The following is a 23935-nucleotide window of genomic DNA, read 5'->3' as shown; positions in this document are numbered from 1 at the left end:
TGCCAAAACGCACCCCAGCATTAACCAATATTTGCGAAGGCCTATCATGCCCGAGCCTCTGCTGGCTTCGATGAAAGCAGCGCTTGTTTACGAAGGGCCTCAAGAAGAGCGTTCTCAGCATTCTCGGGTTGTGGGTGCTGTCGCAGCCAATTGGCTAACACCGCGTGAAGTTGGGACTCGATGTCACGACGATCCACCGCACGAACCAAAACCTGTTGCAGTTGCTCTATCAAAACGGGGGCACACACCTCAAGGGTTTGAAGGGCGTCTTCACCCGGTTGTTCAAGCAGCTGGGTCAGACTTTCTATCAGGTTCTGGGTCAGGGAATTCAATGCTCTCATGCTTGGCGCTCCAAGGCCGTGACTTGCTCGGGGAAAGTAATGATGTGAGGTTCGATACCGCGATAGCGGTCAAGCGTTGCAGCAACTTCAATGGCCGCATCGAGCTCGCTGCAGCCTTTGGCTTGCATGATGTCGAAGCGTTGCTTTTTCTCTTCCGGCTCGGTCATGGCCAGGGCCAGATACAAACTCGGTGGTACCGCCCGGAATAACATTTCCATGCTTTTGGACAACACGACGCCCTCGGTGAATTTGCCGCTTTCTTTACGCGCTGACAGCATCATCGACTTCTGTGCAGGAGTCAGTTCACGAAACCGCGCGATCTTCTCCACCTCATCAGGCGGCATGTTTAAGCACATCCACCATTCGATCATGTTGAGCAGGGCTGAGGCCTCTGGCGGCACGTCGTCAACGTTCTGGGTGGCCATCCAGAACCAGGCGCCGAGCTTTCGCCACATTTTGGTGATCTTGACGGAGTAGGGGGATAGGAGTGGGACCTTCAACTGGATGTGGCCTTCGTCGGTGAAGCAGATCAGCGGGCGGCCTTTAAACTGGTCACGCTCGGCGATGTTGTTGACGGTGTTGAGCAGGGAAATATAAGCAATGGCCATCTGTGCGCTATAGCCTTCTCGCGCATAGGTGGCCAGGTCAACAATGGTAATGTCCGCTTCTGGCCATGGGGTGCCAGGACGGTTGAACATGTCGCCTTCGGTGCCCATACAGAACATGGACAAGGCTTCCGCCATCTCCAAGAATCGTGAGCTTCGGGCGTCTGGAATACCGGGCTCGAGTCCCATTTCTCGCAGCGCTTCACGGATATCTTCCGGCAGAACGATACGTTGTTCCGTCACGCATTTTTTCGCTGCATTCAGTATGCATTGGCGGATGGCGCTACGGTCGGCACGAGTAAGACGGGCATCCTCTTTTTCTTCACCACCGGTGATCATCAGCCTGGCCGCAATTTCCATCTCGCCCAGGATGTCGCGTTGTTCATCCTCGGTCTGGCTAGTCAGATGTTCGTCCGACGCCTCAAGATCATCAGCTTTGATAATCTTCACGTTTTGGCTGGGTTCGATGAGCTTCACGGCATCAGCGAATGGCGCGAGGCTGACACCCGATCCAGGTGCAAGTCGAACCCGGTTTACCGTCAAACCCAACTTTTTGGCGAAATCGCCGAGTAAGCCGAAGCTGTTGCCAGCCTCCACAATGAACAGACGTGGCCGATAAATGGCAATGATTTGGCTAAGGATGTTTGTCGCGCTGGCCGATTTACCTGAACCCGTAGGCCCGAAAATGAACAAATGCGCGTTCATCTGCCGGTCCAGCTTGTTCAGCGGGTCGAAGGTTATCGGCGCTCCCCCACGGTTAAACAGGGTAATACCCGGGTGCCCGGTACCGGTCGACCTACCCCAGACGGGGGCCAGGTTCGCAATGTGTTGGGCGAACATCAGTTGTGCGTACCACTCCAGTGCTTTGCGCGCATTGGGGTCGAAGTTACCGGGTAGCCATCTAAGATAGGAGTTCAGCGGTGCCACTTCATCCCGAGGTTCCACCGGCTCCATGCCCGCACCCAGCAATGCGCTGCTGAGTTGCAAACTGCGTTCGTGCAGCTGGGCATCGTCTTTACCCCGCAGGTAAAACGCTACGCTACCTCGGTACAGCTTGTGCTTGCGCCCGAGCAACTGACGGGCGGTGGCGACGTCTTCGCGTGTCAGGATCGAGGCCTGAGTGTCTCCAACTGCCTTGCGTGAGAGCTGTTCCAGATGCCCTTCGAGAATGTCCTGCGGGGTGATCACGAGAGTGATACAGAGAATGGTGTCCTCTGGCATTTTGTCGAACAGCGCGTTGAGCGCATCACCGCCCTTTCGGGTTTCACCGGTTAAGTGCCCGGTCTTGGGAGCATCCCTCAAGCGGTCAAGCATCACCACCTGATGAGGAAGGCCGTCGAAATACCACAGACCTTTCTCGATATCTGACAGTGGTTCGCGATAAAACAGGTTTTGCGAGAAGTCAGTGCCGCTGGCGAGCGGCAGCTCGCCCTCTGCAGCACCAGGTGCTTGCTTGCACACCAATTCGTAGAAGCGGCGAATATCTGCATCGGCAGGGCCAAGATGATCGGGACGTGGATTGAACCAATGAATCAGCCAATGGCGAATGGCGTGGCCATCCATGCGATGGGTTTTAATGCCGGCGTTCGCCAAGCCGCCCACCAAGCGATCACAGATGATTTTCAGGTAAGGACCTGGCGCCTGGCCTCGCACATCCGCTTGCGCGCCTTGGGTACGGCGGTAGACAACAACACGGACGCGGCGCTGCTGGCCCCTCCAGGGCAGTTGGCTGACCTTGGTGTCTTCAAACAGCCCGCCTGGTTTGGAGATGGATTCCAGGTGTTGCTTCATCAGCTTCAAATAAAGCTCGGTGAATGCACTGCCTTGTGCGCGTGGTTGAACGTAGTCATGCAGTTGCTGAAGGTAATCGTCCCAGCTGGTTTCGTCCTGGGCATAGAGCTGAACCACCCAGGGTGAGGTTTCAAGCTCGTCGAAGGAGTCCTGAAGGGCGTTTTCCAGGGCGTCGCGGGCCTTGCGTAACCATTCGGGATCCCGACCTTCGGTACCAATCGGTGTCAGCTCAAAAAAGGCAGCGCGTGACACGCCGTCTTCCAATAGCATGGCTTTTTCTGCAGGCAGGTAATCCACCCAGGGCAGTAGGTCTACGAAGGAGGGGTTGACGTCGTAAAGACGGTCAGCATCAGCGGTTGTGGCTGGCTTTTTCTTTGGGTTACGCCAATCGCTCGGCGATGGAATACCCATGGCAGCAAGGCGTTCGTAGTAACGCTCTGTCGCAGCCTCAAACGTCTCGGTGGCTGGTCCCTGCACATCGTCAGATGACGGCGAACCTGGTGTTACGCCAGGTTCCACACGCTCTGTCGCCCGTCGCGTTTTGAATCGTTCAAAAAAACCCATCAATATGCCTCCGTGCGTTCGCCAGGCATGGCGTATTGCACCCGCTGATACAGCGGAAACACCGTGGTGTAGCCTGGGATCGGTGCCGGGTCTGAACCCGCTAAATGAGGAAAGACGTACATCACCAGGTCGGGATTGGGTAGGCGTTTAAATTGGCTGTAGATCTCGTTTTGTACGGTACGTGTGAACATGGTGCTGTCTGTTTCCCTCGTCTCCAGAGGCCGAAGAAGATCTTGGCGTGCATCGAGCAATTGGCGGCTGCTCGAGCTGCTTGAGCCGCTGGAACCTTGATCCCAAACGTCCATCATTGTGCGGTCCCCATGGGGGAGCAATTCGTCTTTGTTGGTGGAACAGGCCGAGGCGAGTAGGGCGATGGCCAGGTATGCACCTAGTTTTAAGCCATGATTAGTCAAGCGCAGTCGAAACATGACGGGCTCCTGAGCGATAGTTGACCTTGCGGCCATTGAGTTCGTAATCGATGGTCAGTTGCTGGTCCAGGTGCACAGCTATCTTTGCCCCGGGTTGTACATACACCGCTGCGAAGGCTTGCCCGTAGAGTTTGTTGACCCAGCTGGAGACGTCATTGACGCCCTGGCCAATGATTTTGCCCATGGCTTCACTGCCCGAGCCGCCGACAGAACCGATGGTCCCGGACTGAGGGTTTATAAAAGAGCCGCTGTTTCCATCTGACTTGATGAGGGAGGCAGCACCTGCGCCGGCGGCGGTAATCAGTACCTGCGAGCCAATGTATTGCGAGGCGTTGCTTTTGCGGTCGCCACTGATACAAGGAATGCCATAGGCATCGCTTATCCAGCCCAGGCCACCCTGAATGGTGGTTTGGTTGCCATTGTTCTGGTTGTTACTATTTTGACTGCTATTCGTTTCTTCTTGAGGTTGTGGCAGCGTGCGCACAGTGCCGTCATTGAAGACGAACGTCAGGCTTTTTATCTGACCGCGTACGCAAGACAGGGTCCAATCGCCGGAAGCCGTTCCGCTGGCCACCGCGCCGGCGACGTCGGGCAAGTCGATGCCGTTGGCCGTGAGATTGTCCGGCCCAATCAATACCTTGAACGGGTAGGGGTCGTTGACAGTGCCGTCAATGGGTACCCGGCCGATCAGCGCGGACATGGCCACCGAACCCATCAATGTCGAGTTCTGCGGCAAGGTATAGACCTTACGCACCTGTTTGCGGGCCTCCTGTGGCGAGATTTCATTCGCAACACTTTGAGCGCCCGTGCGCAGTGCATTTTGTCCTCGGTCCACGGACTCGCCAAAAGAGGTCGGGAAGTTGAAGCCGCTTGCCGTTTGATTTGACCCTGCAGCGATGGGCTTGCCGTTGACATCGACCGGCGTTGCGTCCTGCGGCTCTATCCAAACAACGTCCGCGCCAGGTCCGCCTTTGAAGCCTTGACCGTCACCTGGCTGAACGCCGAAGCCGATCGGCAAATCAGATCCAGACTCATTGCCACTTCCCGATTTGCTGCTCAGGGTATTGTATTGCTGCTGCAGCGTGTCCAAGAGGGTTTGGCTCTGTTGTTGCGCCTCCTGCTTCATCGTTTGCTGAACGTTTTGCAATTTGTTATCGACGTTGAGATCGATGTTCTGCAGGCGTTTTTGCAGCTCGATGTTCTGTTGCTTGAGCTCGTCATTGTTCTTCAAAGCATTGGAGACTTGGTCCTTTAGTTGTCGGCTTTCAACAACAATGGTGCGCAATGTGTCGCCAGGCGTATCACCGTCAACACCCAGCTTCTTCGCCTCATCCGTACTGAGTGCGACTGTTTCTGGTGCACGGATTTGTTGTTCCGCACTGCCGCGGCTGAACAATTTAACCACGACGAAAATTGCTAGGATCGCGAACGGGATGACCAGGAATTTAATCAAAGGATTATTCTTCACGACGGGCTCCCTTCGGATCGATCTGGCTGATGGCTGCCGGCAACAACGATTCGGCTAGACCGTGGCCACGGGTCACCAGGTAGACCGTCGAGGTATCGCTGGCATCACCCTTGGCGCCAAGGTAGGGATGCTGAAAAGTCGCGGTGACAAAGTCACCCATCAGGTCACGCGGATCCAATGTGAGGTTTTTGGCGCTTGTGTTACGTAGCTTCACCGCCGTGACCCAATACTCGTCTAACCGCCACGACCCCAACGCAGAGGCTTCGACCGGCAATGTCGGCATTAGGGTGGTGAGGTCCAAACCGCGCTTCAGATTGATCTGAGCAATCCCCTCCACGGGCTCAACGGTGCGTAGGGGCGCGTAAAGCATCTGTGCGGCATAGCGTGTCATGACCACCGGAAGTGGGGTCTCACGACGCGGTTTCGGCTCGTCCTCATCCTCCTCGGCTTGAGCGCTAGCTTGGCCCGTGGAAGAAGTTGCATGGTTGCTTGTAGGTTTGGCGTTGACTTGGCCGTAACGCGGGGCGGGACTGTCCCCGGCTACAATTTTAGCCGGCTCGGGTGCGACCTGATTCGGTTTCCCTACCGTTGCGATGATATCCACGAGCATGATCTCACCGGAGTTCATGTTCTGCAGCTGTAAGCGAGTCGGTTCAATCGGCTCTTTCGCCAACAGGTAGAGGGCACCACCGGTGCTCTGCACGCGCAGTTTGTCGACGAGGTTACGAGGCAGACCCACCCGTACGTTTTGGTCAACAAAGACAATACGTTCCTGACCCACGATCAAGGGCAGTGCTATAGGGATTCGGTCCCAGCGCAGGATTTCGACGGCGTTGGCCAACCCGCAGAAGTGAAGGGCTAGAAGCCCGATAGTCAGTAGGCGGCGTTTCATCATTTGCCTCCTGGTCTTGTCGTTTCAGCGGAGACTTCGATGCGTTGTGGATTACTGCTATAGCAGTCCCAGGCCAAGCCGAAGGGATTTTTTTCGGGATCTACGTCGGATCGAATAATCCGTAACGGATAGCGAGCAAATGCCCTCTTTACGCGCTCCCCGCCGTAGTGCTCGTCAGCGGTGATATCCAGGTTGACGGTCCAGTCATTGATGCTGTGCTGCTCAATATGTTGCTCAGACTTATCGTCAATGCCTCTGCCTGGAATTTCAAATACGCCCCGCTCACGTTTGCGCAGTTCCCCGCTATTGCGACGAAGCTCGAAATCTTTTTGCAAATAGGCTTTGCAGCTGGGCGTCAGGTAGCCGCTCAAGCGGATAATGTTGTCCTCGTAGTCGGTTTCTCCGTCTACGGGCCAGCGGTTCATCTGCTGAAAAATGTACAGCCCGAAGGCATATACCGACTCGGGCGGGACATCCCACCACTGGCGGGTGCTACCTGAACGCAGGTCTGGCGGAACATGAATAGTTAGGTCACGCGGTGCGGTCTGCCAGCCATAAGCCATGTACAGACCCAGCGCAATCAGCAGGCCAATGACCAGACGCAGGCTGTAGATATGGGCTAGTTGGGCGTCTACTTTTTTACGGTAAGTCATTGAACCTCCGTTCGATGACAGGTCCACGCACCTGTACGAGTAATCAGCAGGGCTTTATTCCAGGTCGGAAAAAACCGCGCGATGTTCAATTGCATCTGGCGGTATAGCCATGTATCAGGTCGGCCGCGTTTCCACCGACGCAAGAAACGACTGGCAAGAAACAGCCCTAGGACAGCACAGAGCATGGCGGCGCCGATGATAAGTGCCCAAATCTGGGTCAATATCGCGGCCGGAATACCGATAACCAGCCCTGCGCCGGTACTTAACGCCAAGGTGGCCCACATTTCGTCAGCGGTAAGGCCGCCCATGATGACTGGCTGATTGTTCAATCGCACAGGAAGGAAAATCAGGGTCCCATCGTCTGAGAGTTCTGTCATGGCCACGGCTCTTTTAAAGAATATTTGAAGCCTTGGTGACCAGAAAAATGGCGACACCTAGGATGGCGACGCCAACGGCGGCTGTCGCCCCCAGATCTCCCCATTTTTTCTTGCCAAGTTGAATTTCGTGGTAGGTGCCGAAGGCATGCCAAGCAACGCCACTGAAAATGACGGCGCAGATGATGAGGCCAAGCAAAGTAAAACCGTCAAAGGCGTAGTTCTGCATGGTTTGCATCAGGTTAGAGCCTTCCCCTCGGGTAGGAGGCTGAGACTGCGGAAGAGCCGCCATGGCCAGTTGGGGGAGAGCAAGCAACCCGATCAGCATGCGGCCTGGTTTTAAGGATGAAGTCATGGTGTATCTCCCATAGGGTCAACTAAGAACAAATGTGGTGAGGATCATGCAAAGCAGTAGGATGCGGACGACCGAGGTGGAGGCAATCGTTCGATCAAGGTTGCCAGTGGCCCATCCTCGGTAGCAGCTCCAGATAGCCCAGGCGCCCCACATAAAGATGATGGCTACAGCGACGCCGACGAAAAACAGGTAGCTCGTCGAGGCAGGGAATCCTCCCGCCGCTTGAAACGCAGCAGCCTGAGCGCCGCTCATGCTCATGGCTTGCGTCCTTCTGTCGTGTATTGGCCTGACAGCTCAACAGGATCACGAGGCTGGGCTCGGGTTGGGGTTAAATAGCCCTCCAACCCATGACGAATTCGAGCGATATCACCTGCTAGACGCTGGTAATCGAAGAAGTAACGCTTGCCAGGTTCGTCGGCCACTTGAGCGCTACGACGTGCGGTGTCCTCCAGGGCATTTAACTGGCGGATCATCACGTCCAGGTTGGCCTGTTCGGAGGCTGAAGCAGCGGTCGCATGAGAGACAGGCAAGCTGCATCCGATAAGTACGATGAGGCCTGGCAAGGCAATTCGGCGAGTGAGTGCAGTGAGACGCGGGTACTGGATCACGGCTGGGCTCTAGTCATTCCTGATGCCGTCAGCTTGCCGTGATCAAGCTATGGTCGCCGCAAGAAAACCATATTCAGGACTGTAAGGATTTCTTCTGAAGGTAACGACACCATCAATCACAGTGGATAGGGCGTTTGAAGAACAGCAGATAGCCGGTGGGCAAGGCGAATCCGTAAGCCCAGCCTTGGGCGTTTTGATTGCCAACCTTGACTTCTCCTTTGACCACGGGCTGGACGCTGACCAGCTCCCAGCCTTCGCTGCCTAATTGAGCAAGGCGGTTTTGACGTTCAGAATCTTCCAGAAAACCCTGGGTGTCGGGTTCAGTGGTGGGCTCTTCGGACTTGAACATGACGAGCTTTTTGGTTCTGACAACGTATTGAAAGGGAGAGAGCTCAGTGTGATATTCAAATGCCTGACGACTCATGGCGACATCCTCGATGTATGGAGTCGCAAGGTTTTCAGTATCGAGGATGTGCAATCAACCGGAAATGGTCACCCACTGGGCTTGTGATTTCTGTTGTTCTGATAGTGCGAAATTGCGATTTAATTAAACACACATTTGCAATCGACCTGGATCAGAGAGTCACGTACGATATGATCTGGACTACCTACTACGCCAGCTTTTACATGTACGCCCCATAACCACGACCGGTTACGATTAAAGCTAAAACATTTAGAAAATAATGGCATAGAACTGCGTACAGGTTATCTGTAAGTGCACACGCCATGTCTTGACTTTGTGGAGGGAGATGACTTAGCCGGGCGTATACACGTGAATGGCGCGGTTACGAGAGCAGACCAGACATGACGCGTCAGAATGCTTGGAGAGTTTGGGATAATCCCCCACGGTTCGATGGGCTACTCATCCATAGATGCTCAGCATCCGCGTTTGAAGTCCTACAGGGCGCGAGGGAGCCGAATGGTAGAGCCGCTTCAGCCAAAGATAACAGGTACGCCAGTTTGCCAACACCAAAACCATAAAGTTTCGATGGGCAGACAAGCTGAATTAGCACGTTATTTTTGGGGCAGGGTTGCTATCGAAAGACCGGAAACAACGAAGGTCAGTCCTGCCCCCACATTTAACCCGTTGATCACTTTGGGCTTGCGTTGCAGCCACGTCGAAAGGCTCGTCGCAAAAATCCCCATGAGGGCAAAGCCCAGTGCGGTCAAACCCGCGAACCAGGCGCCATACACCATCATTTGCACGGTGACCGAGCCCAGCTTGGGGTTGACGAACTGAGGAATGAAGGCAAGCACAAAGAGGCCCGGCTTGGGATTCAGTGCCGCAGACAGAAAACCGGTTAGGAATATTTTTTTCAAGGGCTGGCGCGCGGCAGGCTGAAAGTTGATCAGGCTACGCGAGCGCAAGACTTTGATACCGAGCCAAAGCAAGTAGCTGGCCCCGATCACCTTGACGATCCAGAAGGCCAGCACTGAGGTCTGCATCAAGAGCGTCAACCCCAGGGAGGCGGTTGTCACGTGAAACAGGATGCCGGTGCCCGAAGCCATGCCTGAGATGGCAGCCGCCAGTCTGCCCTGGCTGAGCCCCCTGGCGATTGCCAGGAGGTTATCCGGCCCGGGGGAAAGCACCAGTAACAGACAGGCGGCGGTATAGGTCAGCCAAATATCCAATGGGAACACAATTATTCTCCTTTTGTGTTTGGGTACCCGCCCGATGCTTTCGGGATGAGCGCCATGCGGCCTGATGAGAGGATAGCAGGCTCATTAGCCCAGCACGCCCAGAACGGTCGCTCTCACCACGGCTGCGGTTTTATTGGTAGTGCCCAGCTTGGCGATAGCATTTTTACTGTGAAACTTCACGGTGTCGAAAGATACCGAGAGAATTTGTGAGATCTCGCACTGGGTTTTTCCGTCGGCTGTCCAGCGCAGGATCTCGATTTCCCGGGCGGTCAACCGCCAGTAGGATTCCTCGAGTTCCTGCGGTTTGAACAGGCGGCTCAGTGCAACGTGAGTGGCATCGGCCAGCCAGCGCATTTTCAGCTCTTTGTCATTCAATTCGCTGATGGTGAGCGGCTCTTCGTTGCGGGCGAGCGTCAACATGCTGAAGGTGCCGCTGCTGCTGATACTGGAACATGTCCAGCCCACCCTCAGGCCCGCGTCACCCGCTTCCTTCCAGAAGCAGGGTTCCTGTTCGAGCAGTGTACTTTCCCAGACAAAGGGCAGTTGGGTCAGCCGCGCCTTTTTGACGACCGGGTCCAATTGCACATAGTCCATGTCGCGATAGCGTCGCTGCCATGCCTTTGGATAATTGCTTGCAAAGGCGATGACAGGCTTGGAAATGGGGAGGGGCGGTTGGACGTGATAGCTGCACCATTCAAACTCCAATGACTGTGCAAGCTTGCATGCCCTATACAAAAAATCATTTTCAGACTCGACCTGCCCAGCCCATTCAAGCAGGTCATTGTACCAGTTGCGCATCGTTATTCCTTTATCTACTGGTTTCCCCTGAGAGTTTTATACCTAGATGAATTTCAAATGGGAAGTAAAAAAGCTCCCAATATTTTGACGTTTAAAAACTGACAGTTAGTTGGAGCTTTCGTGCTGCATTAAATGGCTCGTTATTCGTGTGGGATATTAAATGACATGGTGTCAATTGTATCTTGGTTGCAGTTTTTTAAAGGCTCAAGCGCCTACCCAACAAGGTAGGTAGACGGGGTGCTGGCTTTTCCTTTTAATTAATTTGCTGCGAAAAGAGTGGCTAGTTAGTTGTCGAGAATAACAAGGCGGGTTTGATTTCTCTTCTTGGGGCTTTACCCAATAATTTTTGTTGGGTGGCTTGTTCCATGACTGTCATGCGAGATAATTATATGCTTGAAGAGATCGTTGCGTTTAAGGCTGTTGAAACGGCCCAAAGGAAAAGTCATCACTCCCTGGGTTCCCTAGAGCGTCGTATAGCTGATGCCAGGGCGCCGCGGGCGTTTGCCCAAGCGATTGCGACCTCAAGCGTTGCGGTTATTGCAGAAGCCAAGTATCGCTCTCCTTCAAAGGGCGTATTACGTGCCGACTATGATCCTCTGGCCTTGGCCCATGCTTATCAGGCGGGCGGTGCCAGTGCGCTTTCGGTGCTGGCCGATAGTCGGTTTTTCGGCAACGCACCCTACGTGGTGGGGCTGTTGGCGAATGCGCCGGGCTTGAACCTGCCAGTGATGTACAAAGACTTTATTGTCGATGAGTTCCAGGTCTACGAGGCCCGCGCGCTGGGGGCTGACGCGATTCTGATCATCGTGCGGATCCTTTCGCCCGAAACGTTCCGGCGACTCTATACGCTGGCCCTGGAATTGGGGCTCGACGTATTGGTGGAAACATTTGATGAGGCTGATATAGACCAGGCCTTGAGTGTCGGCGCAGGGATCGTCGGTATCAATAACCGTGACCTGGATACATTCAAGGTCAACTTTGATCGCACCGCTGAATTGTTTGAGTTGTTACCTGGTCAGGTCATTGGGGTAGCCGAAAGTGGTATCTCCGGAGTTGCCGATTTTAATCGGATTAATACTATCGGGTTTCGTGCGGCGCTGATGGGTGAATATTTATTGGGTGCTGAAGATCCAACTCGGCAGTTGCGTTTTTTGACCGCGGGAGGCGATCCCAATTGACCCTGATGCACTCGATAATAATGGGCTATGGGCACTGCGGAAAGAACTTGCACCACGTATGCCTGCGCAAGTTACAGGTGTTGCCGACTCTGAGTGAGTTGTGCGAGCGGGTGCATGCCGTGGACCCGCAGGTTTCATCGCCAGCGTCTGCGCACCTGGCCAGTCATGAGCAACTGCTGCCACCCGACAGCATCCGCGAAGGTGTCGGGGTGGTGCATATATGCACGTCGCCCGCGTTGCATTTGCAGCATGTGCGGGAGGCACTCCACGCCGGGTATCGCTACATCATTCTCGAAAAGCCGATGGTGATCAGCCAGGCACAAGCCACTGAACTGTTGGCCCTGCAGCGTACTTTCAAGGCACACATCCTGGTAGTTGCGGTATGGGCGCACAGCTCACTGATCAAGCTCATGGCGCAGCGGCTCCAGGCGTCCGGTGGCGGCCTCGCGCAATTGCAGATCGTGCATAACAAGCCGCGTTTTTCGCGCACGTTGCAGCGCCATGGAGAGCACGTATTTGATATTGAAATGCCTCATCAGGTCAGTCTGGCGCTCTTATTGGCGGGAGACGAACTCAAGCTCGTCGACGCGCACAGCGAGCCATTGCACCTGGACGGTGAAACCCGGCCGTCGATGAAGTCCGGGTCTCTGTGCCTGGAGGGGCCACAAGGTGAACGAGTCCGATTGACGTCGGACTTGAGCTCGCCCACACGTGAGCGGCGCTTGTCCATGGAATTGGAGGATGGTGCGTTTTGCCAGGGCTATTTGCCCGTCAGCGCCGACGACAGTTATTCGCAGTTCGAGGCCTACTCCCCCTCGGGCGTGCGCATTGCCGGGCAGGTTTTGGCGGACGAGCCCCTTACGACCTGTCTGGAGGCGTACTACCGGTATTTTCTGGCGTGCGAGCGGGGCGAGTCGCCACTCCCGCCTCTTGGCAGCTCGATTGCCTTCAATCAGCGAGTCGTCGAGCTTCTGGAGCAGGCGCGCCATTTGGCCGACGCCGCCGCTGCCCGGGCTGTGGGTTCAATTGACCGACCGTACGAACTCAGAGCCTAGGAGGCCTCCCATGACAGTGCCATTTTTTGCCATGAACCAATCGTTTTCCAGCACTTTGCCGCTAATTGAAGAGAGCCTGGACGCTTTCGTCGATCAGGCCAGTTGGGTGAATGACAAACAGGTGCGCTTGTTGGAACAGGCGATCGAGGCCTACACCGGCGCGCCATTTGCGATCGCCACCGGTAACGCGACAGACTCGCTGATCATCAGTCTGCTGGCCCTGGGGATTGGCCCGGACGACGAAGTGATCGTGCCCTGCTACAGCTTCTTCGCGTCGTTGTCCTGTGTATTGCATGTGGGGGCGACGCCGGTGTTCGTGGATATCGAGCCCGGCAGCTACGGCCTGGATTGTGCGCACGTCGAGGCCTGCATTACGCCTCGAACCAAGGCGATCATGCCCGTCCATCTTTTCCGGCAAATGGTTGATATGCAGGCGTTGAAAGCCATCGCGCAACGGCATCGGTTGCTGCTGATCGAAGACAGCGCAGAAGGCATTGGCATGCGCTGGGACGGCGAGCATGCCGGGTTGATCGGGGACATTGGCGTGCTTTCGTTTTTCCCGACCAAGACCCTGGGAGCGTTGGGTGACGCCGGCATGATCCTGACCCGTGACCCGTTGCTGGCCAGCCGGGCAAGGCAGATCATGGACAACGGGCGCGATGCGGCGGGACTGGCCCAGCGCTTGGGGTACAACAGCCGCATGGATGATTTGCAGGCCTTGTGGCTACGCGCACGAATGCTGGAGCTGGAGCCCGACATTGCCCGGCGGGCAGTGCACTGTGCGCTATACGATAAGTACCTTGAGCCCCTCACACAGTGGGTGCAACGGCCGGTGACATTGGTCCGCAACTGTCCTCAGCGCACAGTCGACTACGTATACCTGATCGAAGTGCCGCTGCGCGATGCGCTGGCCGCCTTCCTTGCGGCACGCCACATCGGCACGGAAGCCTACTATCCGCTGCCACTGCACCTGCAACCGGTGTGTGAGCACCTTGGCTTTCAGGCGGGTGATTTGCCGGTGGCAGAGCGTGCCTCGACCCGAGCCCTTGGCCTGCCGCTTTATCCGGACCTGACACCGGCCGCCATCGGCCGGGTATGCGAGGCCATCGGTGAGTTTTACGCAGCGCAAGGAGCAGACCTATGATCAAGTACTACGACTACAGGCGCCGTCATCCTGATGCCCGGTCTGATATTTTGCAGATTATGGAGCATCAGGTTGGGCGGGGAGAATTCATCCTCAAGGACGCGGTCAGCACGTTCGAACGGGCCCTGGCCGACAAGGTCGGAGCCCGGCATGCCATCTGTGTCAGCTCGGGTACCTCGGCGATGACGCTGGGGCTGATTGCGGCCGGCATCGGACCTGGCGACGAGGTGATTACGCCAGCGTTCTGTTACGTGGCTGCAGCCTCGGCAATCATCCAGGCGGGCGCCACACCGGTGTTTGCCGATGTATTGCCCGAATGCTTCACGCTGGCCCCGCAATCTGTCGCGCGGCTGATTACACCGCGTACCCGGGCCGTGCTGGTGGCCCATGTCTTTTCCGGCTTGGCCAACATCGCCGCAATACGTGCGGTGTTGCCGGCCCGCGTGCTGATTCTCGAAGATAGCGCCACCGCGTTCGGCGCGCGGTATGACAACAAACCGGCCGGCACCCTGGGAGACGTAGGGGTTTATTCGTTTTTTCCAGCCAAGCCCTTGGGAGGTTTGGGCGATGGTGGTGCAGTGATTACCGAGGATGATGAAGTGGCTCGCCGGGTGCGCATGTTGCGCAACCATGGCCAAGACGGTACGCGTCGTTTCTATCACCAGATGCTCGGGTTCAACAGCCGGATGGATGACCTTAACGCCGCCTGGTTGAGCCGGCAGTTGTGCGACAACGACCGGCAATTGGCGCGCAAGCAAGCCATTGCCCTTCGCTACGATGCGGCTGTTGCACCGTCGGCGGGTTTCCTGACGGCGCAGCGTCGTGGCACAGCGGATTTTTCGCCCCATGCCTATGTGGTGCGCTGTCGTTCCCGCGACCGGTTTGTGCGGCACATGAACCAGGCGAATGTGCAGACAAAGGTCCACTTTGGCACCCTGCTGCCGGAGCAACCTGCCTTCCAGCAGTGGGCTGGCGCGAAGGCAGCGTACGCTCAGGCACGAGCCCTGGCGGGCGAGTGTGTGGCGATTCCGTTGTGCGCGGGTATGGACGAACACCAGGTAGCACGGGTTGTCGACAGCGTATTGGAGTTCGCCCATGAATCAGCCCTTTGACCTTACCGGCGTGGCCGACGAAGGCGCAAGTTCGATCGCCGATCAGATTGCATGTCACCGTGCACTGGGCTGGAACCACCTGGAACTGCGCAGCATTGACGCAGTGCCGGTTGCCCGCTTGGCGGATGAAGCCTGGAGGGCGGTGGTCGACCAACTGCAGCAACACGCCATGGCGGTGCCCGTGCTGGCCTCGCAAATCGGTAACTGGGGCAGCCGGATTGCCGGGGACTTTGCCGTCGACCTCGCCGAGCTGGATCGGTTGCTGGAGATCGCTGCGCCGCTGGGTACCCGGATGATTCGTATCATGTCTTACCCCAACAGTGGCTGGGAGGAAGCTCGTTGGCGCGCGGCGGTGATCGAGCGGTTATGCCGGCTGACAGAGGTCGCGCAACGGCACGATGTGGTGCTGGTTCATGAAAACTGCGCGGGCTGGGCCGGGCGCAGCGCCGAACACACCTTGGACATGCTCCATGCCGTTGGCTCGGATCACTTGAAGCTGCTGTTTGATGTGGGTAACGGTCTGAGCTACGGCTATCAGGCGCTCGACTTCCTGCGTGAAGTCTGGCCTCACGTCGCGCATGTCCACCTCAAGGATGGCCTGGGCAGTGGTCAAGGTGTGCACTACCAGGAGCTGGGCGAAGGTGAAGCGGGAGCTGTCGAATGCATCGATTTCCTGCTGCGAAACGGGTATGGCGGTTGGTTTTCCATCGAGCCGCACCTGAGCCTGATCCCGCATTTGCAGGTGTCCGACGATAACCCGCTGCGCAAGCAGGCTACCTATGTGGCTTACGCTCGCCGCGTCGAGCACATTTTGAACTCACGGCAAGGGAACGCCCATGTTATTCACGGATAGGTATGTGCAGCGCCTGGTACAGCTGCTGGAAATCGATACGGTAACGCCGATGGAAAGCCATCAAGCCTCACAGATTGCTCACGCTAATGCCGTCTTTGCCGATTGGGCCGCGAGCCTGGGCATGCGGGTGGTGTTTGCCGGGCCGGGAGAAGTGAGTGTCCACGACGACTACGTCACGCCCCGGACGGTCGAGCGCCTGTGCCACGAGCATGAGGGTTTCCTCGACTGGCAGCCTCACACGGTGCTGGAGATTGGGCACGGGCCGAAGCATCGAACCCTGATGTTCAATTTCCACATGGACACCGTTTCCCCCCATCTGCCGGTACTGCTACGCGAAGGTTGTGTACATGGCCGTGGTGCGGTGGATAACAAGGGGCCAGGGCTGGCCGTGCTGGCCGCGATTGAAGAGGTGCAGCATACCCATCCGCAGGTCCTGCGGGACATTCGCCTGTTGATCCAGGTCGTGGCGGGCGAGGAGGGTGGTGCCATGGGGGTATATGGCACGCGCTATCTGTGTGAGCGGGGCCTTGTTGGCGCGCTGAACGTGTTTGTCGAGCCGTCGGGCGACGGTTACTTCGATGCCTCCACGACCTCGATGACCTATGAAATCCGCATGGATGGGAACGACTCGACGGACGACTTTCCCGAGCGGGGTGACAACGCGTCGCTGATCCTCTCGTTCATGGCGCAAGAGATGGCGCGCTCGCTGGCTGAACCGGTCAAGGCCCTGGACGTGAAGATGACACTGGCGGGAATCCATACCGGTTTGCACCATAACCGCGTCTACGGCAGCGGGCATTGCCTGTTCAATTTCAGCTATCGCAGTGCCGATGCAGGGCGCCAGGTGGCCGAGCAGGTCGACCAGGCCTACGCTGCTGCGCTGGAGTGTTGCCGGGTGGCGTTGTCCGGGCTTCATCCCTTCAGCTTCACCATCGAACGCCTGTTATCCACGTGTTCGGCCAGTTGGCTCAAGCGTGACTTGCCGGTGTTGAACAACCGCGATGCCGCCATGGAGACCGTCCTAATGAACGCCGGCATCAACCGCAACACTTGCAGTGCCGAAGCCTTCACCTGCGATGCGATGTGGGCCCAGGCAGATGACGCCTACAGCATCGTCTGGGGGCCGGGATCACTGGCACTCAACGGTGCGCATACCGCGCTCGAACACGTACGCCTGGATGACCTCGAATCATTCACCCGCGCGGTTCATCGTTTGATCACACAGTTCGCTACGGCGACTGCCCACACCCCGAATTAAGGATATCGCTATGGATTTCTATCAGGTGACAGCGCCCGCGCTGCACGCTTTTATGGTGGCAGCCTTCCGAGGGGCCAGGTTCGATGTTGCGCAAGCGCGGCGGGCAGCCGATGTACTGCATTACGCCGACCTCAATGGCCATGACACCCACGGTGTGGCCAACCTCGCCAATATTTACCTGGCAGGGGCGCGAAGCGGTGAAATCGACCCGCGTGCCGAGGGTGCCTGGGTCGCGGACCAGGGCGCCTGTGCCACATTCGACGCACAAGGCGGGCTGGGCCTGCTCGCCGGGCAAGTCGCCATGGCTCGTGCGTTGGACAAGGCGCGGGACTTTGGCATCGGTTGTACTGTGGTGCGCAACAGCTCGCATTTTGGTGCGGCAGGTTTTTACGCAAGCATGGGCCTGGACCAGGCAATGATCGCAATGGCCATGACCAACCTGGGGCACGCACCGGTGGCTCACCCGCTGGGCAGTGTCGCGCCCTTGCTGGGCACCAACCCCATCAGCTTCGCAGCACCACCCACCAAGGGGAGCGTGCCCTTCGTGCTGGATATGAGCACCACTGTGTGTGCCAGTGGCAAGATCAAGCAGGCCGTGCGGCTGGAGCAGAACGTCCCGCAGGGCTGGTTGTTCGACGCCCAGGGTGAAACGTCCGGTAACCCCCGGGACTACCTTGACCAAAGAGCCAGCTTGCCCATGTTGGGCGGTGCATTTGCCGAGCAGGGCGGACACAAGGGGCTGGGGCTTGGGCTGATGGTCGAAGTCCTCTGTGGGGCACTGGCGGGTGCGCAAACGGCTGCCGATAAAGGGCAGGACGGGCGTAATAATATCGGGCACTTTTTCCTGGCGATAAACCCTGGCTTCTTTGGCAGCAGCAACGCTTTCACCGGCAGTCTCGATGCCTTGCTGGGGTCTATCAGCGGGGCCCCGGTTCACCCCGCCTACGCTCCCCTGAGCTACCCCGGTCAACCCGACTCAGTCACAAGGGCCGAGCGCCTGAAAAATGGCATTCGGTTGGACAGCCACTTGGTTTCGCAGCTGGACGAAGTGGCGGACCACTGCGCAATTCCACGGCTGGCGAGGGCTGCATCATGACAATCGGTGTGGGCATTATCGGCATGGGCGTCATTTCCCACTATTACCTCAAGGCATTCGAGCGCAAGCAGGCCTGCCGGCTCGTCGCCGTTTGCGACAAGGCTCCCGCGCGGTTGCAGGCTTACGTCGATTCTCCCAGTGTTCGCACCTACGGCGATTATCATTCGTTGCTGGAAGACCCACTGGTTGACGCGGTCGTCATCAACCTGCCGAACAACCTGCATTTCCAGGCCTGCATCGACGCCCTCAAGGCGGGTAAACATGTTTGCTGCGAAAAGCCATTGACCCTTGACCTGGAGCAGGCCGAGCAATTGCGCGACATGGCCCGCCGGTTGAACCTGACACTGCTGACCGCCTTTCACCGACGCTATAACACCTACCTTATCAATGCGGTGGAGCACGATGTGTTTGCCCAGGCGGTGCATGTGCGCGCCCGTTATCACGAACGCATCGAAGACCATGCTGGGCAAGACACCTGGTACCTCAATGCGGCAGCGTGTGGTGGCGGGTGCATCGCAGACAACGGGCCGAATGTGTTCGATACCCTGCACGTGGCCGTGGGCCCCTTGCGTGTGGTGAACCTGCAGGTTCGCCATGGAGAGACAGGCATCGACCTGGGGGCAAACATTTCCCTGGTCACGCCCCAGGGGCTTGCTGTCAGCGCTGAACTGAGCTGGGACTACGCCCTTGGCGAGCAGAAAGACTTGGTCGTCACCTATGCCGACGGAACCACCGCCACGGTCGATCTGTTGCAGGACTCGGCCGGTTTCAAGACGTCGCTGTACCACGAATATGAAGGTGTCCTGGCCCACCTGGCGAGCTCGATCCAGGGCTTAGCCGAAGACGGCACGATGGGCGTGGAGGCAGTGCGGCTGGTGCGTGATTGCTATGCCATGACGCGGTCGCCGGCATGAACTCCGAGCTCCGCGGCACCCCGTCCAAAGGCCCGATCAAGGCGCGCCTGATCAAGCTGCTGTTCCACAAGCAACTGACGCGCGGCATGACCCTTATCGAGTTTCAATCCCGCTGTGTGCGGCGCACCGAGGTGCATGAACTGGTTACCACCGATCAACTCGATGCTCGACCGGGTGATCGCATCGATCGGGTCGGCTTCATTGGTTTTGTCGAAGTGCTCGAAGCGGGTGTGTTAGAGGCAGGCGATGCCTTTTACATCGATGGACGCTGTATCGGCCACGTATTGGGGTTCGACGAGTGCCATTTTCCAAATCACTACAACATCCTCATCGGTACGGACAGGTCGCTGTCCGGTAACGATATTGAAGGGTGTGTCCTGGGCAACGATGTCGAGTTCAAGGAGCTGATATGACAGAGATATTCGAGGTGGCGGTGACCGCCGCCGTACGTGATGCGTTTCCGGGGGCGGGCGTCCTGGCGGTCTGGCACAAAGGGGGGGCGCCGGCGTCTGCCCAGGTACTGGACTGGTCGTTGAGTCGGGCTATCTGGTCGGAGGTGGACAAGGATCAGCTATTGCTGCATCCCGCCGTCGCGCCGTTCTGTGAGTACTACCGGCAAGTTGCGATCAACCCTCGGAAGAGCCCACCGTCGGTCGCCAATTTTATCTACCGGGCCTTCTGCAGGCCTGATGCACGGCTGCCACGGATCAACGCGATTGTTGACACCGTCAATTGGGTAGCCGTGTCGACGATGACCTCGTTGGGGGCCTTCGACGCAAGGTCGATTGTCGGCGAGCTGTGCCTTGACGTGAGTGTGGAAGGCGACTGGTTCGAGCCGGTTGGCAGCGAATCCAGGGAGGCGATTCCCGGTGGGCGCCTGGTGCTGCGCGACAGGGAGAAGATTCTGTCGCTGTTTTCCATTCGCGATACGGTGCATACCGCGATCCGTGGGGCCAGCTGTGACCTGCTGTTATTGGGCTGCCTGATGCCAGGCGTCAACCCGCTGCAGGTTCGTTCGGCATTGAGCCTCTTGGACCAGAAACTACGCGGCGACACCGCTCCGCCAAGCGCCGAGGTGCCAGCCAAGGGGCCGTGGTATGACTCCTTTGGCGGCAGTTTTATCGCCGAAACCCTTTCGCCGCCCGTGGCTGAACTGAACGAAAGCTACGAGCGAATCATCGCCAGTGAGTCGTTCCAGCAACGCTACCAGGCTTTGCTCAAGCATTACGTCGGCCGACAAACCCCATTGACCCTGGCGGAGAATTTCTCCCGGCACCTTGGCGTCAAGGCTTACCTTAAGCGCGAGGACCTGGCCCACACCGGCGCCCACAAAATCAACAATGCCCTGGGCCAGGCATTGCTCGCCCAGGCCATGGGTAAACGGCGGGTGGTGGCCGAAACCGGCGCGGGCCAGCATGGGGTCGCAACGGCGGCCGCGTGCGCGTTGCTGGGCATCGAATGCGTGATCTATATGGGCCTGCGGGATATGCAGCGCCAGGCCTTGAACGTTCAGCGTATGCGCCTGATGGGCGCGACGGTGGTGCCTGCCGAAGGGGGCAGCCAGACTCTCAAGGATGCGATCAATGACGCGTTGCGGGATTGGGTGGCACATGCCGATACCACTTACTACCTGCTGGGGTCAGCCTTGGGGCCGCACCCTTATCCGGCGATCGTGCGTTACTTCCAGAGTGTGATCGGCAAGGAAGCGCGGCAGCAATTTGCAGCCCTGGAGGACGGTGCGTTGCCCGATGCCGTCGTTGCGTGTGTCGGTGGCGGCTCGAATGCGATCGGCTTGTTTTCGGCCTTTATCGATGAGCCTCAGGTCAAGCTGTGCGGTGTTGAAGCCGCCGGTCAAGGCGAGGCTTCAGGCTTGCACTCGATTCGTTTTGGCGATTCGGGACAAAGTCGCCTTGGAGTCCTGCAGGGCTGCCAATCCTACGTGTTGCAGGATGAACACGGGCAAATCATGGAAACCCATAGCATCGCGCCGGGCCTGGACTATGCCATGGTCGGTCCGGAGCATGCACAACTGCGGGACAACGGGCGTGCGCAATACCTGCAGGCGACGGATGAAGAGGCGATTGATGCGCTGAAACTGTTGTCACGCTGCGAAGGCATTATTCCGGCCCTGGAAAGTGCCCACGCGGTCGCCGGGGCAATCAAGCTGGCCAAGAGGCTTCCCGCTGGCGCCCGCATCATCATCAACATCAGTGGTCGTGGTGACAAAGACATGGAAACCATCAGTCGGCTGGTAGCCGACACTGTCCAGGAGGGTGAAGCCAATGAATCCCATTGACCGAAGTTTTGCAGGCCTGGCCCTGCAGGGGCGCAAAGCCCTGATGCCATACCTCACCGTGGGTTACCCGGCGCGTGACTCTCTGCCTGGATTGATGGCGGCCGCAGTGGAAGGTGGGGCGGATATTGTCGAGGTGGGGATTCCGTTTTCCGACCCGGTGGCCGATGGCCCTGTGATCCAGGCCACCAGCCAGCGCGCCATCGAAAATGGCATGACCTTGACTCTGGCTCTCCAGCAGATTGCCGACTTGCCCCGTGATGACCACACGCCACCGATCGTGGTAATGACGTACACCAATTTGTTGATGAGCCATGGTTATGCGCGCTTCGCGGCGCAGGCTAGGGCGGCGGGTGTCAGCGGGTTGATTGTCCCGGACATGCCGGTGGAGGCCAGCGACGAATTGCGGGCGCAACTGGAACCGGCGGGCATCCATATGATTTTCATGGTCACCCCGAACCTGAGCGATGCCCGGCTGCAGCGTATTGCTGCGCAAGCCAAGGGCTTTTTATACCTGGTCTCGGTACTTGGCACGACCGGGGAACGCAGCGAAATGGCGGATATTTCCGCGTTTATCGCCAGGGTGAGACAGCACTCCACGCTCCCCCTGGCTGTGGGTTTCGGGGTGGGCACGCCGGAACAGGCGCGGCACCTGTGGGAGCAGGTGGAGGGCGTGATTATCGGCAGTGCCCTGGCCCGTCGCCTGTATGACGTCGACCAGGCTCCCATCGAAGCTCAACGTTACCTGGCGAGTTTCACGGACCGAGTGCGTAATCATGCCGGTGCCTAGGGGCCTGATCAAAGTGTGCGGTGTGCGTTCCCTGGAGGATGTACAGGCATGCGTGGAGGCGGGGGCGGACATGATTGGTCTGGTGATGGTGCCAGGTTCAAAGCGTCAACTGCTGGAACACCAGGCATTGGTTTTGCGTGAGCGTATTGCCGGTGACGCTCAGGTGGTTGGCGTATTCATGGATCAACCCTGGGATGAGGTTCGGCGTTTGAGCGAAGTGCTGGCACTGGATCACGTCCAACTCCACGGCAGTGAGTCAGGGCAGCAGTGGGAGCAATTGGGCCGTTGCACGATCCGGCGGATCAAACCTGCGTGCTATCACGTTGGTTGCCAGGAGCCAACGATACTACCGCTGGTGGATGCAGGAGCCGGTGACGGGGTGGCCCTTGATTGGCCGCCGGGCGTGTCGTACCCCGATGCGCTGATTGCCGGCGGCCTGACGGTGAATAGCGTGGGGGCCTTGATACGACAGTTGAAACCGTTGGGGGTTGATGTTTCATCCGGCGTCGAGGCACAACCGGGCATCAAGTCAGCTCGGTTGATTCATGAGTTTTGCGCCAGTGCGAGGGCGGCTTTTCAACAGATTTAATGTTCAAGAAAGTTAGATAAAACAACAGTGTATCGGGTGTCTGCAAGTACATGACGCGGCTCCCGGCTGCGCGAATGCTAACGCGTGTGAGGATTAGAAAGTGCCAGATAATGTTCAGTCAGTTGTATCCAGGCTTATTGAAGGGTTACCAGTGTGCCAGGCAACAATGCAACAGGCGTTCAGAACGATGATGCGTGGGGAGTTGCCTGATTCACTAGTGGCGGCACTGTTGGTGAGGTTGCCGACCAAAAACCTGACCGTCGCCGAATTGACCTCTGCGACTCAAGTCGTGCGTGAGTTTCTGATTCCGGTGAACGCCCATTGTGCGCAGCCCCCGATTGATTTATGCGGAACCGGCGGCGATTCACAAGGGACCTTCAATGTCTCTACCACCGCCAGTTTTGTGGCGGCAGCGGCGGGCTGTTATGTGGCCAAACACGGCAACCGCAGTGTTAGCTCAAGTTGCGGCAGCGCCGACTTATTGGAGGCCGTTGGCATCAACCTGGCACTGACCCCCCCGCAAATAGCGTTGTGTCTTGAGCAAGTGGGCATGGGGTTTATGTTTACCCCTTTGCACCGTCCTGCTTTGCCGGGACTTAACAAGGTGCGCAGAGAACTTGCGGTTCGCACGGTGTTTAACGCGATGGGGCCATTGACGAATCCGGCGGGCGCAAAAATCCAACTGGTGGGTGTATTCAGCCGGGAACTGGTCCCCGTGATGGCTCACACCCTGAGAGCGTTGGGCAGCGAGCGCGCACTGGTGGTTCACGGTGAAGAGGGACTGGACGAAATCTCACTCTCGGGAACCACATTCGTCGCAGAGCTGCGTGGGGGCGAGATCCGTGAGTACACCCTGCATCCCCATGAGGTGGGCCTCGACACTGCGTCACTAGACGCTATCCGGGTACGCAGCCCCGAACACGCCAAGGCCATGTTTATGGCCGTGCTGAATAACGAAGCCGGTCCACCCCGGGACATCGTCCTGCTCAATAGCGCGGCTGCGCTTTACCTGGCGGGCAAGGTCGAGACCCTGGCCGAAGGGGTACCGCTGGCCGCACAAACAATCAAGACGGGTAAAGCCCTGGGCAAATACCAATCCCTAGTGGCTTACACACAAAGCTTTTTGCGCTGAACG

26 protein-coding genes and 1 pseudogene are annotated in these 23935 nt (G+C 57.7%); 14 read left to right on the top strand and 13 right to left on the bottom strand.

The features are described 5' to 3' along the window. Positions 1 to 44: 44 nt before the first annotated feature. The 13 genes from BOP96_RS02030 to BOP96_RS01970 form a co-directional block, all read right to left on the bottom strand. A complete protein-coding gene (locus BOP96_RS02030) occupies positions 45 to 341 on the bottom strand; it encodes a hypothetical protein (RefSeq protein ID WP_032877928.1) in 297 nt (98 codons plus the stop codon). After that, entirely contained in the window at positions 338 to 3301 is a 2964-nt protein-coding gene (locus BOP96_RS02025; RefSeq protein WP_060765385.1) for a conjugative transfer ATPase, read from the bottom strand. Before BOP96_RS02025 ends, BOP96_RS02030 begins: the two co-directional genes overlap by 4 nt. Further along, the gene (locus tag BOP96_RS02020; protein WP_060765384.1) at positions 3301 to 3729 is read right to left on the bottom strand and encodes a TIGR03751 family conjugal transfer lipoprotein; all 429 of its coding nucleotides are present in this window, start codon (positions 3727 to 3729) and stop codon (positions 3301 to 3303) included. The genes BOP96_RS02025 and BOP96_RS02020 overlap by 1 nt, the downstream gene beginning before the upstream one ends. Next, positions 3707 to 5197 carry a TIGR03752 family integrating conjugative element protein gene (locus tag BOP96_RS02015; RefSeq protein WP_060765383.1) on the bottom strand — a complete coding sequence of 497 codons (1491 nt, stop codon included), beginning with the start codon at positions 5195 to 5197 and terminating at the stop codon, positions 3707 to 3709. The genes BOP96_RS02020 and BOP96_RS02015 overlap by 23 nt, the downstream gene beginning before the upstream one ends. After that, a complete protein-coding gene (locus BOP96_RS02010; protein WP_060766616.1) occupies positions 5187 to 6089 on the bottom strand; it encodes a TIGR03749 family integrating conjugative element protein in 903 nt (300 codons plus the stop codon). Before BOP96_RS02010 ends, BOP96_RS02015 begins: the two co-directional genes overlap by 11 nt. Beyond that, positions 6089 to 6742 (bottom strand): PFL_4703 family integrating conjugative element protein, encoded by a 654-nt coding sequence (locus BOP96_RS02005; protein ID WP_060765275.1) that lies wholly within the window; start codon positions 6740 to 6742, stop codon positions 6089 to 6091. The genes BOP96_RS02010 and BOP96_RS02005 overlap by 1 nt, the downstream gene beginning before the upstream one ends. Further along, entirely contained in the window at positions 6739 to 7119 is a 381-nt protein-coding gene (locus BOP96_RS02000; RefSeq protein WP_008437403.1) for a TIGR03750 family conjugal transfer protein, read from the bottom strand. The genes BOP96_RS02005 and BOP96_RS02000 overlap by 4 nt, the downstream gene beginning before the upstream one ends. Positions 7120 to 7132: 13 nt before the next feature. Next, complete coding sequence (locus BOP96_RS01995) at positions 7133 to 7471, bottom strand: TIGR03745 family integrating conjugative element membrane protein (RefSeq protein WP_060765276.1); 339 nt, start codon at positions 7469 to 7471, stop codon at positions 7133 to 7135. A gap of 18 nt (positions 7472 to 7489) precedes the next feature. Beyond that, positions 7490 to 7729, bottom strand: coding sequence for a TIGR03758 family integrating conjugative element protein (locus tag BOP96_RS01990; RefSeq protein WP_032877922.1), 240 nt, complete (start codon positions 7727 to 7729; stop codon positions 7490 to 7492). Then, positions 7726 to 8040, bottom strand: coding sequence for an integrative conjugative element protein, RAQPRD family (locus BOP96_RS01985; protein ID WP_230957537.1), 315 nt, complete (start codon positions 8038 to 8040; stop codon positions 7726 to 7728). Before BOP96_RS01985 ends, BOP96_RS01990 begins: the two co-directional genes overlap by 4 nt. A gap of 151 nt (positions 8041 to 8191) precedes the next feature. Continuing rightward, complete coding sequence (locus tag BOP96_RS01980; protein WP_060765277.1) at positions 8192 to 8503, bottom strand: hypothetical protein; 312 nt, start codon at positions 8501 to 8503, stop codon at positions 8192 to 8194. Between the two features lie 590 nt (positions 8504 to 9093). After that, positions 9094 to 9720, bottom strand: coding sequence for a LysE family translocator (locus BOP96_RS01975; protein WP_060766615.1), 627 nt, complete (start codon positions 9718 to 9720; stop codon positions 9094 to 9096). An 84-nt stretch (positions 9721 to 9804) separates the two neighbouring features. Next, positions 9805 to 10518 carry an autoinducer binding domain-containing protein gene (locus BOP96_RS01970; RefSeq protein ID WP_060765279.1) on the bottom strand — a complete coding sequence of 238 codons (714 nt, stop codon included), beginning with the start codon at positions 10516 to 10518 and terminating at the stop codon, positions 9805 to 9807. A 389-nt stretch (positions 10519 to 10907) separates the two neighbouring features. Here BOP96_RS01970 and trpC point away from each other — a divergent pair, with 389 nt between their 5' ends. The 14 genes and pseudogenes from trpC (at position 10908) to trpD (ending at position 23932) form a co-directional block, all read left to right on the top strand. Next, the gene (gene trpC, locus BOP96_RS01965) at positions 10908 to 11696 is read left to right on the top strand and encodes an indole-3-glycerol phosphate synthase TrpC (protein ID WP_060766614.1); all 789 of its coding nucleotides are present in this window, start codon (positions 10908 to 10910) and stop codon (positions 11694 to 11696) included. A gap of 5 nt (positions 11697 to 11701) precedes the next feature. Next, positions 11702 to 12751: a Gfo/Idh/MocA family oxidoreductase gene (locus tag BOP96_RS01960; RefSeq protein ID WP_073451716.1), complete on the top strand. Its 1050-nt coding sequence runs from the start codon at positions 11702 to 11704 to the stop codon at positions 12749 to 12751. Positions 12752 to 12761: 10 nt separating this feature from the next. Then, positions 12762 to 13895 carry a DegT/DnrJ/EryC1/StrS family aminotransferase gene (locus tag BOP96_RS01955; protein ID WP_073451714.1) on the top strand — a complete coding sequence of 378 codons (1134 nt, stop codon included), beginning with the start codon at positions 12762 to 12764 and terminating at the stop codon, positions 13893 to 13895. Further along, positions 13892 to 15007, top strand: coding sequence for a DegT/DnrJ/EryC1/StrS family aminotransferase (locus tag BOP96_RS01950; RefSeq protein ID WP_060766612.1), 1116 nt, complete (start codon positions 13892 to 13894; stop codon positions 15005 to 15007). The genes BOP96_RS01955 and BOP96_RS01950 overlap by 4 nt, the downstream gene beginning before the upstream one ends. Then, the gene (locus BOP96_RS01945) at positions 14991 to 15860 is read left to right on the top strand and encodes a sugar phosphate isomerase/epimerase family protein (RefSeq protein WP_060765283.1); all 870 of its coding nucleotides are present in this window, start codon (positions 14991 to 14993) and stop codon (positions 15858 to 15860) included. The genes BOP96_RS01950 and BOP96_RS01945 overlap by 17 nt, the downstream gene beginning before the upstream one ends. Continuing rightward, complete coding sequence (locus BOP96_RS01940; protein ID WP_073451712.1) at positions 15844 to 17118, top strand: M20 family metallopeptidase; 1275 nt, start codon at positions 15844 to 15846, stop codon at positions 17116 to 17118. Before BOP96_RS01945 ends, BOP96_RS01940 begins: the two co-directional genes overlap by 17 nt. A 10-nt stretch (positions 17119 to 17128) precedes the next feature. Further along, positions 17129 to 18214, top strand: a complete 1086-nt coding sequence (locus BOP96_RS01935; RefSeq protein WP_060766611.1) for an Ldh family oxidoreductase — start codon at positions 17129 to 17131, stop codon at positions 18212 to 18214. Continuing rightward, complete coding sequence (locus BOP96_RS01930) at positions 18211 to 19128, top strand: Gfo/Idh/MocA family protein (RefSeq protein WP_060765489.1); 918 nt, start codon at positions 18211 to 18213, stop codon at positions 19126 to 19128. The genes BOP96_RS01935 and BOP96_RS01930 overlap by 4 nt, the downstream gene beginning before the upstream one ends. After that, a complete protein-coding gene (locus BOP96_RS01925; protein ID WP_060765488.1) occupies positions 19125 to 19541 on the top strand; it encodes a DUF6917 domain-containing protein in 417 nt (138 codons plus the stop codon). Before BOP96_RS01930 ends, BOP96_RS01925 begins: the two co-directional genes overlap by 4 nt. Then, a pseudogene (locus tag BOP96_RS30370) lies at positions 19538 to 20095 on the top strand (phenylalanine--tRNA ligase beta subunit-related protein); the annotation flags it as partial. The gene BOP96_RS01925 and the pseudogene BOP96_RS30370, both read left to right, overlap by 4 nt. Positions 20096 to 20203: 108 nt before the next feature. Next, positions 20204 to 21424, top strand: a complete 1221-nt coding sequence (gene trpB / locus BOP96_RS30365) for a tryptophan synthase subunit beta (RefSeq protein WP_060766956.1) — start codon at positions 20204 to 20206, stop codon at positions 21422 to 21424. After that, positions 21411 to 22211 (top strand): tryptophan synthase subunit alpha, encoded by an 801-nt coding sequence (gene trpA, locus BOP96_RS01910; protein ID WP_060766610.1) that lies wholly within the window; start codon positions 21411 to 21413, stop codon positions 22209 to 22211. The genes trpB and trpA overlap by 14 nt, the downstream gene beginning before the upstream one ends. Next, the gene (locus BOP96_RS01905) at positions 22198 to 22800 is read left to right on the top strand and encodes a phosphoribosylanthranilate isomerase (RefSeq protein ID WP_060765350.1); all 603 of its coding nucleotides are present in this window, start codon (positions 22198 to 22200) and stop codon (positions 22798 to 22800) included. Before trpA ends, BOP96_RS01905 begins: the two co-directional genes overlap by 14 nt. A gap of 100 nt (positions 22801 to 22900) precedes the next feature. After that, entirely contained in the window at positions 22901 to 23932 is a 1032-nt protein-coding gene (trpD, locus tag BOP96_RS01900) for an anthranilate phosphoribosyltransferase (RefSeq protein WP_060765349.1), read from the top strand. The last annotated feature ends 3 nt before the right edge of the window (positions 23933 to 23935 follow it).

It is taken from the genome of Pseudomonas sp. FSL W5-0203, from assembly GCF_001896155.1.
Classification (GTDB): domain Bacteria; phylum Pseudomonadota; class Gammaproteobacteria; order Pseudomonadales; family Pseudomonadaceae; genus Aquipseudomonas; species Aquipseudomonas paracarnis.
The sequence above is the reverse complement of the archived record's forward strand: the minus strand, read 5'-3'. Positions and strand labels throughout refer to the sequence as shown.